This is a genomic window from Treponema denticola, assembly GCF_024400535.1.
Taxonomy (GTDB): Bacteria; Spirochaetota; Spirochaetia; order Treponematales; family Treponemataceae; genus Treponema_B; species Treponema_B denticola_C.
Genome location: NZ_CP038800.1, coordinates 2,317,093 through 2,330,076, shown reverse-complemented (window position 1 = coordinate 2,330,076; position 12,984 = coordinate 2,317,093). Strand labels below are relative to the sequence as shown.

9 protein-coding genes and 1 riboswitch are annotated in these 12,984 nt (G+C 36.0%); of the genes, 7 read left to right on the top strand and 2 right to left on the bottom strand.

Translation table 11 applies throughout. The features are described 5' to 3' along the window. Nucleotides 1-1,749, top strand: coding sequence for a 6-hydroxymethylpterin diphosphokinase MptE-like protein (locus E4N78_RS10905; RefSeq protein WP_255810574.1), 1,749 nt, complete (start codon nt 1-3; stop codon nt 1,747-1,749). A gap of 57 nt (nt 1,750-1,806) precedes the next feature. Here the strand turns inward: E4N78_RS10905 and E4N78_RS10900 are convergent, their stop codons facing one another. Both E4N78_RS10900 and E4N78_RS10895 read right to left on the bottom strand, forming a co-directional pair. Then, nucleotides 1,807-3,636, bottom strand: coding sequence for an ABC transporter ATP-binding protein (locus E4N78_RS10900; protein WP_255810573.1), 1,830 nt, complete (start codon nt 3,634-3,636; stop codon nt 1,807-1,809). Nucleotides 3,637-3,767: 131 nt separating this feature from the next. After that, nucleotides 3,768-5,570, bottom strand: coding sequence for an ABC transporter ATP-binding protein (locus E4N78_RS10895; RefSeq protein ID WP_255810572.1), 1,803 nt, complete (start codon nt 5,568-5,570; stop codon nt 3,768-3,770). Nucleotides 5,571-5,705: 135 nt separating this feature from the next. Here E4N78_RS10895 and E4N78_RS10890 point away from each other — a divergent pair, with 135 nt between their 5' ends. From E4N78_RS10890 to E4N78_RS10865, 6 genes are all read left to right on the top strand, one after another. Beyond that, complete coding sequence (locus tag E4N78_RS10890; RefSeq protein WP_255810571.1) at nt 5,706-7,310, top strand: ATP-binding protein; 1,605 nt, start codon at nt 5,706-5,708, stop codon at nt 7,308-7,310. Nucleotides 7,311-7,514: 204 nt separating this feature from the next. Continuing rightward, nucleotides 7,515-7,694: riboswitch (cobalamin riboswitch) on the top strand. A 144-nt stretch (nt 7,695-7,838) separates the two neighbouring features. After that, on the top strand, nt 7,839-9,494 hold the full coding sequence (locus E4N78_RS10885) for an ABC transporter substrate-binding protein (RefSeq protein WP_255810570.1): 1,656 nt from the start codon (nt 7,839-7,841) through the stop codon (nt 9,492-9,494). A gap of 63 nt (nt 9,495-9,557) precedes the next feature. Beyond that, nucleotides 9,558-10,487 carry an ABC transporter permease gene (locus E4N78_RS10880; protein ID WP_255810569.1) on the top strand — a complete coding sequence of 310 codons (930 nt, stop codon included), beginning with the start codon at nt 9,558-9,560 and terminating at the stop codon, nt 10,485-10,487. Next, nucleotides 10,484-11,296: an ABC transporter permease gene (locus E4N78_RS10875; protein WP_255810568.1), complete on the top strand. Its 813-nt coding sequence runs from the start codon at nt 10,484-10,486 to the stop codon at nt 11,294-11,296. Before E4N78_RS10880 ends, E4N78_RS10875 begins: the two co-directional genes overlap by 4 nt. Further along, nucleotides 11,289-12,242: an ABC transporter ATP-binding protein gene (locus tag E4N78_RS10870; protein WP_255810567.1), complete on the top strand. Its 954-nt coding sequence runs from the start codon at nt 11,289-11,291 to the stop codon at nt 12,240-12,242. Before E4N78_RS10875 ends, E4N78_RS10870 begins: the two co-directional genes overlap by 8 nt. Further along, nucleotides 12,235-12,900 carry an ABC transporter ATP-binding protein gene (locus tag E4N78_RS10865; protein WP_255810566.1) on the top strand — a complete coding sequence of 222 codons (666 nt, stop codon included), beginning with the start codon at nt 12,235-12,237 and terminating at the stop codon, nt 12,898-12,900. Before E4N78_RS10870 ends, E4N78_RS10865 begins: the two co-directional genes overlap by 8 nt. Nucleotides 12,901-12,984 lie beyond the last annotated feature (84 nt).

Below are 12,984 nucleotides of genomic sequence, written 5' to 3'. Positions count from 1 at the left end.
ATGACTGCAAATAATGAAAAACCTGAGCTCATTCCGATTGACTCAGGTTTTTCGGTTTTATACAAGGGCAAGCACTTATATTCAAAACGCTCACCACAAAAAAATATCCTACAATTAATTTCTTCTATTGTAATTCAAAATGAAACATTGGTTCTTTGTGTATCTCCGGTTTTAGGATACGGATTAAAAGAGCTTTTAGAAAAGCTCCCGACGGATTCTTTTGCCCTCGCTTTGGAAGCTGATGAAAAACTGTTGAAGCTTTCAAAAAATAAAATCGATAAAAATATTTTAGAAGATTCTAAATTTCTATATACGGGGACGGATTCGGTAAATATCTTATTAAGCCGGCTTGATAATTTTATTAAAGGAAAAAAAATTAGACGCGTTATAAGAATAGATTTTTCGGGAGGAGCGGCTTTAAATCAATCCTTTTATTCTCAAGCCTTTGATTTTATCTCTCAATATATTTCGCAAATATGGATTAACCGATTAACGCTAATTCAATTCGGCAGAAATTATGCCCGTAATTTTTTTAAAAACTATTATTCGATTTTACGCTCTATTGTAAAGAGCCCTGATAAAAGTTCGGCTTTAAATATGAATTCTTATTTCGGTTCTTTAATTGAAAAATCGGTTAATAGACCTATTGTTGTAATAGGAGCAGGCCCGTCTCTTGATTCTTCCATTGAATTTATAAAAGAAAATAGGAATAGGCTTTTTGTTCTTGCAGTCGATGCTGTTTTTGCAGGGCTTTATCCCGAAATAAGACCTGACGCTGTTGTTTTGCTTGAGTCGCAATATTGGATTCAAAAAGCCTTTATCGGTATTACGGATTTAGATATTCCCATTATCGCGGATTTGACATCGAACCCTTCTTTGCTTGTAAAGCTAAATGGAAATAAGGCTTTTTTCTTTACCGATTATTCCGCTCAAGATTCCTTGGCAAGTTCTTTTTTTTCAGTCTTAAAAGAAAAAAATATTTTACCTTTAAAACTTGAAGCCATGGGCTCGGTGGGGCTTGCTGCCTTAGCCCTTGCTGAAAGATTGGCTTTTGACGGCCTTCCTATTTTTCATACAGGCTTGGATTTTTCGTGGGGACAGGGATTCAGTCATTCAAAATTAAGCTATCAAGTTAAAAATATATTTTCGGATATTTCCAAAATAAAAAGTCTTTACACGGGAGAATCTTTGTTTCCGAATAAGCTTAGTTTTGAAAAAGGTAAAAACGGCAGTCTTGTTTTTACTTCTCCTAATTTAAAAAATTACGGAGAGCTTTATAAAAACCTTTTTGCTTCTAAAGAAAACTTTTTTGATATAGGGCAATCAGGTTTGGAGCTAAATTCAAAAAAAATAAGCTTTAATACGGCAAAAAAAATCATAGACGATTTTTATTCGTGCGGAGGGGTTGTTGATTTGAGCTATGAAGCATCTTGTTCTATAAATAAAAATAATGATAAAAAAAATTTTATAAGCTATGATTATGCAGATAAAGAAAAAACGATAAAAGATTTTTTAATTTCCGAAAAAGAAAAACTTCTTAGGCTTAAAGATATTTTTACCGGAAAAATAAATTCTTCTGATGCAGAAATTAAAACTCTTCTTTTGTCTATGCCTTATCTATATCTTCATTTCCCGGATTATAATTCCTTATCCGAAACCCTCTTGGATAAACATTTTTTATCCCGTGTAAGAATTGAGATAGAATATTTTTTAAAAATACATCTGACAAATGAAAATTTTATCAATTAAGAAAATGCCAAAGCTTTAGTAAAATTCATGAGGATATGTAAATAGTCAATTGGAAATTTAAAAACTTTTGTCCTGAGTTTCGTCCTCTTGATAGTATTTTGCTTGTGCATTCCAAAGTTCATAGTACTTGCCGTTTATATCGGAAACGAGCTCGTTATGATTTCCGTATTGAACAAGACTGCCTTCATCCATGACGGCAATTTTATCGCAGAATTTACAAGATGAAAGCCGGTGCGAAATATAGATTGCAGTATTTTTTGAAGTTATATTATCAAAATGAGAATAAATCTCTGCTTCCGAAATAGGGTCGAGGGCTGCCGTAGGTTCATCCAAAATAAAGATTTTGCCTCCGTGATAAATTGCGCGTGCCATTGCAATTTTTTGAGCTTCTCCGCCGGAGGCTTCAATTCCGCCTATGTCAAAGTTTTGATATAGATAGGCTTCGCCTCCATGTTTTTTATAAAAAGCTTCCATTCCAGTTTTTGAAAGAGCATCGGCAACTTTTTTTTCATCATACGAACTTGATGCGGAAACATTTTCGCCTAATTTAAGCGATAATAATTTAAAGTCTTGAAAGACAACCGAGAATGTATCTATGTACTCATCATAATCATATTCTTTTATGTTTACTCCGTTTAAAAGTATTTCTCCTTCAGTCGGTTCGTAGAGCCTTACAAGCAATTTGATAAGAGTGGTTTTTCCCGATCCGTTTTTACCGACCATTGCAAGTTTTTGACTTGAATCTATTTTTAGGTTTATATTTTTAAGGGCATATTTATCCCGGTCGGGATATTTAAAACTTATATTTTTTAATTCAAACACAATGGGTTCGTCTTTTTTTATGGAAAGTTTTCCTGAGTATTTTTTTTCGTCTATATCGAGGAAGTTTAATAATTTTTCTCGGGACTTATCCGAAGGAACTAGGATTGTTAATCCGTCCAATGTTAAATTTATTTGAGTAGAAAAAACATTTATAGCTCCTATGAAAAAAAACACTTCGCTCAAGGCGATGGAACCGTAAACGGCTTTTAAACCTACAAATAAGAAAACTAAAACTAAAAGAGAGCCTTCGAGGAGTTTGGCTGCTCCGACAGTACGGGAAAAAAACTTCGCCATAAAATCATGAGTGCTTTTTTGCATTGCAAGATAGGTGCCTGTATACTTTTCGGCTAAGGCCTTATCATATAATCTAATATCCTTTCCCGTCCTATAATCATAAATTAAATTCATATAAGATTTTATATAACGGGCACTTTTTTTGACTTCTCCCGAAATATGTTCTCCGAATTTTTTATAAATATATTTTGATAAATAAAAAGAAATTATATTAAAGGCTATCAAAAGAATTAAAAAGGCTGAATTTATAAATGCTCCTGAAAGGCCCATAAAGCCTTGGGGATTAAAAAGGCCTATAAAAAAATATAGGGCGATGCCTGCTCCTATAAATCCGGCTATACAGGTACCTGTGTTTTTTATAAAATCACCATGAGAAAAAACTATAAAGCGTTCAAATTGCTTGATTGAATTTAAATCGTTTTGAAATTCGTTTTGCTCGGTAAGTTCAAAATTTAATCTTAAAACTTTAAGAGCTTTTTCCATAGTATGTTTTTTAGAAAAACACTTATAATGGTACATAAAGCGTTTTTCCAATATTCCTGAAATTATCGATAAAACCATAAATGCCGCTAAAAGAATAAGAGTCGATCTTAAAACTTCACTAGGTAATCTTTGTGATGTTACCGTTTCAATGATTATCTTGGATAAATAAAGGAGGCAAAAAGGCCGTATGGCCTCTATTATATTAAAAAAGATGCTGTTCCACATTAGCCCCCTTTCTATTTTTTCAACATAAAAAAACATTCTAAAAAATCTTTTAAGCCTCTTCATTTTCATCTCCTTGTTATGGTCTCTAAAAACTTCAGTTTTTAGAGGGCTTCCTTAAATATATTTACGATGTTTTTAATAAGTTAAAGACTATTAAAAACTCGTCAGGCAAGTCTAAAAATCTAACAAAGTTTTTAGACTTGCCTATAATCCTTACTTTGAACATCATACATGTTTCTGTATGTTTTATTTTGATTCATAAGTTCATTATGAGTGCCTTCTTCTATTATTTTTCCGTGTTCCAGTAAAATAATCCTGTCACAAAATTTTGTAGATGCGAGTCTGTGCGAAATAAAAATAGAAGTTTTTTCTTTACTCATTGCATCATACTCTTCATATATTTTACTTTCCGCAATCGGGTCAAGGGCTGCTGTCGGTTCATCCAGAATATTTATTTTTGCATTTTTATAAAGAGCTCTGGCGAGCAGCATCCTTTGATTTTGTCCGCCGGATAAATCGATTGCTTCATCATTGCTTTCTTTTACTAAAATAGTTTGGCTGCCATTCGGGAGACTTGAAACCATTTCATTTAAACCGCTCGAATTAATTGCATCTTTTAATTTTTCTTCATTTATATTTTCCGTTCCGGCAATATTGGCTGCAAAAGTTTCCGGAAAAATATTTATATCTTGAAATACCGGAGAAAACAAATTATAGTATTCCGTCTTTTTAAAGTCCGTGCTGTTTTTTCCGTCAATTAATACGGAGCCTTCGGTGGGTTCTAAAAGCCCCATTAAAAGGTGCATAAGCGTTGTTTTTCCCGCTCCGTTGATACCGACAAGAGCTAACTTTTCTCCTGCGTCAATTTTTAAATTAAAGTCTTTAAAAATCCATGCTGCGTTTTCCGAATATCTAAAAGAAAGATTTTTAAATTCGATTGAAGGTTTTTCGTTCGTATCATTTACGGTAAGCTCTCCGCCTGTTTTTTCATCGGGAGTGTTCAAGAAAATTCTTATTTGACTTAATTCGCTGTTAAATATAATGAGGTTACTTATTTGAAGAACAATAGCGTCCATCCATTTTGAGAATTCCATGACCAAGCCGATAAGAAAAACAAATTGAGAAACGGCAATGGTTCCGGCGTTTAATTGATAAATTAAGTAAATATAGGCAAAAACATCTCTTATAAAAATCATTAAGGCATTTAGAATTTTTCCTCCTGCCTGTACATTTGATTCTGCCCTCAAAAATTTTTTTACTCGCCCGTGATAGTGTTCAAAGTTTTTGATCAGCCAATCTTTCATTTTATAAAGGCGGATGTCTTTTGCAAAGCGTCTGTCTTCCGACGTTGTAAGAATGTAGCTCTCTTTTTTTTCGTCATCACCGCGGTCTTCCATGTTTTTTTGTGTGTATTTTCCCGTATAGATTCCGTACAGTAAATTTACGGTTCCTGAAGCCAAGACAATAAATAGAAGAATTAAGTCGATGCTTATAATACCTGAACTGAAGAAAAAAGCTCCTGCAATTGCGGTTAAAAGAAAGGATAAATTAAGTCCGAAAAAATGAAAGGGACCGCCCGAGCTTCCCGTCATGACTATGTTTTTTACCTTGGTTATTTTTGTTTGCACTTCGGGAGAAATAAGGGTTTGATAGTTAAGCTCAAACATTTTTTTATTTACAGGTACCGAATAAATATGGAATAGAGGGCGGGAGCCGAGAGCCATCAGTTTTGTTTCAAGTATCTGTATGATAATTTTACAGGCTGTTATCAAAAGCCCTGCCGTCAATATGGAAAGTAAAATCGCCTTAGCCTCTGCTCCGGTTTCAATACCCAATATAATGGTTTTCGGGATAAGAATGGTTTGATAAATCATAAAAATGCGGATAGGCACCGAAATAAGCATAAAGAAAATACCTGCCGGAAAGGTTTTTAACCAAACTCCTAAATAATAGAAGATATTGTTAAAAAGGTTTAATTTTGTATCGCTTTTTTCCATAATTTCCTCTCTAAAGTTAATATCTAAATATGTAAGACAATTCTAACATATGATTAAAAATCGGTCAAGGGTTTTAATGTTTTATCTCAATAATTTATGTTGCCAATTTCTTTTTTTTCTGTTATACTTGTTCTTATGAGTATGATTAGAAAAATGCCCATAGGCGTTCAAAGTTTTGAGGTTCTACGAAAAGAAAGTTTTGTCTATGTAGATAAAACGGAGCTTATTTGGAGATTAGTAAACGAAAGCCGAGTCCACTTTTTAAGCCGTCCGCGCCGCTTTGGGAAAAGCCTTTTGCTTTCCACTCTAAAAGCCTACTTCCTCGGTCAAAAAGAGCTCTTCAAGGGTTTAGCGATTGAGAAATTTGAAGAAGCCGAAAAAGAAAAACGTGAAATCTGGCAGGAGTATCCTGTACTCTATTTGGATTTTAATACGGGTATTTATGATACTAAGGAAGGTCTTTTAAATAGACTGATTTCTTTTTTGTGCGAATATGAAAAAATATATGGAAGTACAGGCCTTGACCTGCCCGACCGTTTTCAAAATTTAATAAAGGCCTCCTATGAAAAAACCGGCAGGCAGGCTGTTATTCTTATCGATGAATATGATAAGCCTCTTCTTCAAACGATGTGGAAGGATGAAGCCTTAAACGAAACCTACCGCACAATCCTTAAAGGTTTTTTCGGCGTTATAAAAAGTGCAGACCAATACCTCCGCTTCGCATTTTTAACCGGAGTTACAAAATTCAGTAAGGTCAGCATATTCAGCGATTTAAACAACTTACGGGATTTAAGCCTATTGTCGGATTACTCTGCTGTCTGCGGCATTTCTCAAGAAGAGCTTGAAGCCGATTTTAAACCTGAGATTGCAGCCCTCGCAGAAAATAATAGCTTGACTTATGAGGAAGCTCTTGCAAAGTTAAAGCAAAGATATGACGGCTATAAATTTTCCGAAGACGGAAAAAATATGTACAATCCATTTAGCTTGTTAAATGTTTTTGCCGATGGAAGGATGCGTGACTATTGGTTTGCAACAGGTACGCCGACATTTTTAGTAGAATACTTAAAGAAAGCTTATTACAATATCCCCGACCTTGACGGAAACGTAAAGATGAACGAATCCGGATTGGAAGCCTACCGAGCAGATGCAATAAATCCCTTACCCATTCTTTTCCAATCGGGATATTTGACAATTAAGGACTATAACGATTTTTCAAGACTGTACCGCTTGGGCTTTCCGAATGATGAAGTGCGTTACGGTTTTTTGGATAACTTGTTGCCTGCCTATACCTCGATAAGAACCGATAAAACGGGAGTTTCGATTTGGGAATTCTACGAGCAGATAGAAGCCGGAGATGTAGACGGCTTTATGCAAAAGATGAAGGGAATAATTTCAGGAATACCCTACGATAACTTAACTGAAAAAGATTTAGCCTTGCGTGAACAAAATTATCAGACTGCCGTTTATCTTGTATTTGCATTGATGAATCAGTTTGTGCATACGGAAGTTCATTGTTCAACAGGCAGGGCTGATTGCGTTGTCGAATTTAAAGATAAGGTTTATATCTTTGAATTTAAGCTTACCTCAAATGAAACGGCGGAAAATGCCGTAAAACAAATCAAAGAAAAAAACTATGCCGACAAGTATTCAGGCCGCGGTAAAAAAATTATAGCAATCGGTTCAAGTTTTGACGAAGCTAATCGGACTATCAAAGATTGGAAGACTGAGATTATAGTTTAAGTGAGGTAATGTATAACAGGGGCTGCCTTATATTCTTGTTTACAAAAAAAGGTATATAATATTTTATTTTCCTGTTATTTTTAGTAAAGAGCCGGTATCTATTCCTTTGTAATAAATATATTAATTTTGATATGTGTACTTGTATTAAATATAAAAAAAAGATATACTCATTCTCAATTGGAAAATATTTTCCTTAAAATTAAACAACCGAAATCGCATTAAGGTTCGGCGTAATTGCCGATTAAAAAGGAAATAGGTGAAAATCCTATGCAGTCCCGCTGCCGTAATTAAAGAGTTCTTTTCAATATGCCACTGAGTTTTTTGGGAAGGCGAAAAGAATGATGACTTTTAAGCCGGAAGACTTGCCCTAATGATTTTAGCTTTTGCTCCTTGCGAGAGACGGGGAGGATTGCAGATACTTATCGGCATTGTATGGTGCTTCCTTGTATTTACAAATCCTCTTGCAGGTTTTTCCTGTGAGAGGATTTGTTGCATTAAAGCGGATATCGGTAATATTTTGGAGGGGTTATGAAAAACTCATTTTTTAAAATCTTGTCGGCTGCATTTGCAGCTCTTGTTCTGTCCGCTGCTTGTTCTAAAACCGATTTGCCTCAGCAAGCTCAAAAAGGCGGGCACGTTGAAAATCTTGTTATCGGTACTAATTTAGCTCAGCAAAACGATTTCAGCTCGCAAAGGCAGAGACCAGACGCCTTACAGTACAACGCTTTAACGCAAGCACATTTTGTATACACCGATAAGAACGGAAAAATACACCCGTATTTTTTTAAATCCTTTAGCATTTCCAAAGATGCAAAACAATTGGTTTTTACTTTTCCTTCTACGGCTGTTTGGCATGACGGAAAGCCGGTTACAAAAGACGATATTCTTTTTACATTTGATTTTATGAAAAACGTAAGAAAAACTGGTTCTTTAAAAAACTTAGAAAAATGGGAAATTACCGGAGAAAACGAATGTACTCTTACCTTTTCGGAGCCTGATGCTTATTATTGGATTAATAATGCGGTTTTAAGCGCTTTGGTTTTTCCTAAACATGTCTGGGAAGGTGTTGAAGATTATCGCCAATATAATGGAAAGGATGCCGCATTAGGCTGCGGCCCTTATCGTCTTGTTTCTCTCGATAAAGATTCTCAAACGTCCGTTTATGAAGCTGTTCCTCAAAATGCCTTTTTGGGAGAGCTTACCGTTGACAAAATTACCGTACAGACTTATTCGGGTGAAGATACGCTTATGTTCGCAATGGCAAACGGAGAAATAGATGCTATGTTCAATTATGCAAATTCCGTTGATGTTACCGTAATCGATTCTTTTAAAGGAACCGACGGAATAGATTTCGGTGAAAGCGATTATGCCGGAAACTATCAGGTTACATATGGAATGGAAAGAAAGCCGTGTACAGATATTGCTTTCCGAAAGGCTTGCAGGCTTGCATTCGATTACGGTAAACTTGCCGCCGTTATTAATGGATCGTACGGTACGGCTCCGGGTGCAGGCATTATACCTCCTTCATGTAAAGGTTTTGACCCGTCTTTACCCATCCTTAAAACCGACATAAAAGAAGCTGCACGTCTTTTGGATGAAGCAGGCTATAAAGATATTAACGGGGACGGATTTAGAGAATACCCGGACGGTTCCGAATTAAAAGTTATGGTAACACAGCAATTTTCAACTAGAAATAAGGAACTGTTTAACCGCATGTCCGATGTAATTATGGCCTCGTTAAAAAACATAGGCGTTAAGACTTATGTCGATGAAGAAAGCTTAAGGAACGACGAAGTTTGGGAGCAAAATATAATTGATGGAAATTATGATATTTCAATCGGCTATACCACTTCGGGAATGGCTCAATATACAAGTGCTTTTAGGTATTTTTTAGCCGATCCCAGATTTGAAGGTGAAAATACATGGATTTGGGGAACCTTTCATAATGATGAATTTAAAGACACCTTTTTTGCCATGCAGCGGGCTTCCGATGATGAGACCTACATCAAAAATGTAAGAAAACTTCAAGCTATGGCAAATGATGTTGCTTTTGCTCAGGCGCTTTGTTGGGAAAAATGTTTTTTCCCATATAGAACGGATAAGTATGAGGGCTGGGATAACTATCCTTCTTGGGGTGTCATCCATCCGACAACATGGTTTGAGCTTAGAACAATAAAAAAATAAAGCTTCAAAGACAAAATGAGATCAACGGGTAAAAAATTTCTGTACGCTCTGTGTACGGTTTATATGATAATATCTCTTAGCTTTTTGCTCATTCATATTATGCCGGGGAAACCCATTATGTATTTGGTCGGGCAAGAAGAATACTATTATCTTTTGGATCAATACCCTGCCGAACTTGAAGCATTAAAATTGAAATTCGGACTTGATGATTCGTTATGGGTGCAATATAAAAAATATTTAAAATGTATTGCGACGCTCGATTTCGGACGTGCTCATTCGAATCATCAGCCCGTTTCAGAAAATGTTTTGCGAGCGGCAAAAAGCACTTTACTGCTTTCTATTCCCACGTGGATTTTGGGCGGAATTTTAGGGGCTGTTTTGGGAACTCTTGCAGGGTGGCGGACAAAAGGAATTTTCGACCGCATTACGACTCCGTTTTTTTTGTTTGTAAACACAATTCCATCGAACTGTATAGGCTTGATTTTTCTCATCATATTTTCGTACAAGCTTAAAATATTTCCTATAAACGGAATGGTAGGACCGGGGCTTTCGGGGATGGAGCGGATTTGGAGTTTATTAAGTCATATGGCATTACCGCTTATCATTTTAGTTCTTTCGCGTACGGCAGGAAATTTCATGCTTATGAAAAGCTCCGTTTCTCAAATCTGTAACGAAGATTATTTAATAACTGCGGAATCAAAAGGCTTGGAAGATAAAAAAGTTTTATTCCGTCACGTTTTATGCAATGCACTGCTTCCGTATTCAACGTCTCTTTCAATTCAGTTGGGATGGCTTTTATCGGGATCGATGATAGTTGAAGTTATTTTCGGCTGGAAAGGAATGGGTTCCCTTATGTTCGATGCGGTAAGCAGACGCGATTTTCCGACGGCACAATTGTGTTTTTTAATTTCAGCGGTGAGTGTTGTCGCTGCAAACTGGATAAGCGACATTGTCAATATCATAATAGATCCGCGCGTAAGGGATGAGAGATGATACAATTTTCAAATATAAAAAAAATGCCGTCTTCCTTTAAGGCGGGGCTTATGATTGTTTTGACGGCAGCTATTATTGCAATTTTTGCACCGGTTATCGCTCCGTATGATCCGTATGAAATGGGTCATATTTATGAAAAGCCTTGTCTTGCGCACCTTTTAGGAACTAATGATGTCGGACAGGATATTTTAAGCGAGCTGATCTACGGTGCTCGGGTTTCTCTTTTTGTCGGTTTTTTTGCGGCTATTACTATTACCTGTATCGGTGTTGTTTTTGCTCTGCTTTCAGGATATTACGGAGGTATTACCGATAGACTTATAACAGTGTTTACCAATATTGCAATGTCTGTTCCGGGACTGCCTTTGACGGTCTTGTTGGTGGCGTTTATGAAACCCGGAAAATGGAACTTGATTATAGCTATGAGTATTACTTCTTGGACTGGAACTGCACGGATCCTGCGAGCAAAGACAAAAGAAATTGCGGAACAGCCTTTTATAAAAATAGAAAAAGCTTTGGGTGTCTCCGATTTTGTCATTATGTTTAAACACATCTTGCCGAACCTTAAAGATATAATACTTATACGCGGCGTACTTTCCGTTTCGGCAGCGATGGTAACGGAATCGGGTTTAAGTTTTTTAGGGCTAGGAACCTACGGCGAAAAATCGTGGGGTGCAATTTTGCGGTACGCTTTTTTTAGGCACAGCATTTTGCGCGGACAAATATGGTGGTATCTGCCTCCGATTATCTGTATCTCGGTTACCGTTTTAGGTTTTATGCTTATAGGATATTACGGCACAAAAAATGAATAATACTGAAATAAACTTAGCTGAACTTCCTCTTCTCAAAATAGAAAACTTAAGTGTTTCATTCGGAGCAAAGAATGCTCCTCAAGTTCTTCAAGATTTTAATTTAGATATTTTTGAAAGAGACAAAATTGCAATTATAGGTGAGACTGGCAGCGGAAAAAGCGTTATGCTTTTAGCTGTGTTAAAACTTTTACCTAAAAATGCAGAAGTGCAGGGGACCGCTTTTTTTAATAATCGGAATCTTTTAAGCCTTGACCGTAAAACTTTAAACTCCATTAGAGGAAAAGAAATATCCTACATTCCTCAAGGCAGCGGAAACTCTTTAAATCCGCTTCTTAAAGTGGGTTATCAAGTCGGAGAGCCTCTTATAATTCATTACGGGTATTCCAAAAAAAATGCGGAGAAAGAAGCCGTAAACCTTTTACGCAAATTCAATTTAGGTAGTGAAGAAGAACGGGCCGTTCAATATCCTCACACTTACAGCGGCGGAATGAAGCAAAGGGCTATGATTGCAATGGGTATTTCCGCAGGAGCCCATTTAATATTTGCTGATGAGCCTACAAAGGGCTTAGACTCAAGACGTCTTAAAATGGTTGAACAAGCATTTAAACTCTTAAAAGAAGAGACCTATGTTTGCGTTACCCATGACCTTAATTTTGCAAAAAACATAAGCAAAAGATTATGTGTTATGCATTCTTCATATAGCGTAGAAATTGGATTGACCGAAGAAGTATTTGCAAAACCCTATCACCCGTATACCGAAGATATAATAAGGGCGATGCCCGAAAACGGTCTACAGTATAAGGCAAAGAGTATGCAGCGTCCCGTTTATGAAACAGGATGCAGATATGCTTCAAACTGTGAATATGCTTTTGAAAAATGTAAACAAACCCCTCCCATGATAGACATAGAAAAAAACAGGAAAGTAAGGTGCTGGAAATATGCTTGAACTTAAAAACATTTCTAAAACATATAAAAATGCCCGCAAAAAAGATTTTGAAGTAATTAAAAATATCAGCTTTTGCATAAATAAAAAAGAAACACTAGGCTTGATCGGGGACAGCGGAAGCGGCAAAACGACTATCGGACAAATTATAACCGGTTTAATAATGCCGTCAAATGGAGAAATGTTTTTTGAAAACCTTCCGCTTAAATATCCAGTTAATCGTGAAACAAGACGCAAAATTCAAATTCTTTTTCAGCATCCGGAAATATCTTTTAATCCCAAACTGCACATCATAGATAGCTTAAAAGAACCGTACCGTATTTATTTAAAAGAAAAAGGAATGGAGAAAATTATTCGGGATATAAAAGAATTGGGCTTAAGGGAAGAACATCTTTACCGCTACCCAAGGGAATTGAGCGGCGGAGAATTACAGCGTTTGGCTTTGGCAAGGATTCTTTCCATTACACCTCAGTTGATTGTCTTAGATGAGCCGACAGGAATGTTGGACAGCGTAAGCCAAGCTCAGATTATCCATTTATTAAAAGAATATCAAAATACACATCAATCAAGCTATCTTTTTATCAGTCATGATAAAATTTTAGCGGAACAATTTTGTGACAGACTTATCTATATAAATGAAGGACAGATAAACTGTAAATGATCCGGTAAAATTTCTATGAGACCTATCTTTTTCCTCCAAATCTGTTCTTATAAGCTATGAAATTATGTTTTTTAATAAATTTTA

What these genes read in the sequence shown, in the direction of transcription:
- E4N78_RS10905 (WP_255810574.1), top strand. Translation starts at nt 1, where the DNA reads ATGACTGCAAATAATGAAAAACCTGAGCTCATTCCGATTGACTCAGGT.
- E4N78_RS10900 (WP_255810573.1), bottom strand. Translation starts at nt 3,636, where the DNA reads ATGAAGAGGCTTAAAAGATTTTTTAGAATGTTTTTTTATGTTGAAAAA.
- E4N78_RS10895 (WP_255810572.1), bottom strand. Translation starts at nt 5,570, where the DNA reads ATGGAAAAAAGCGATACAAAATTAAACCTTTTTAACAATATCTTCTAT.
- E4N78_RS10890 (WP_255810571.1), top strand. Translation starts at nt 5,706, where the DNA reads ATGAGTATGATTAGAAAAATGCCCATAGGCGTTCAAAGTTTTGAGGTT.
- E4N78_RS10885 (WP_255810570.1), top strand. Translation starts at nt 7,839, where the DNA reads ATGAAAAACTCATTTTTTAAAATCTTGTCGGCTGCATTTGCAGCTCTT.
- E4N78_RS10880 (WP_255810569.1), top strand. Translation starts at nt 9,558, where the DNA reads ATGATAATATCTCTTAGCTTTTTGCTCATTCATATTATGCCGGGGAAA.
- E4N78_RS10875 (WP_255810568.1), top strand. Translation starts at nt 10,484, where the DNA reads ATGATACAATTTTCAAATATAAAAAAAATGCCGTCTTCCTTTAAGGCG.
- E4N78_RS10870 (WP_255810567.1), top strand. Translation starts at nt 11,289, where the DNA reads ATGAATAATACTGAAATAAACTTAGCTGAACTTCCTCTTCTCAAAATA.
- E4N78_RS10865 (WP_255810566.1), top strand. Translation starts at nt 12,235, where the DNA reads ATGCTTGAACTTAAAAACATTTCTAAAACATATAAAAATGCCCGCAAA.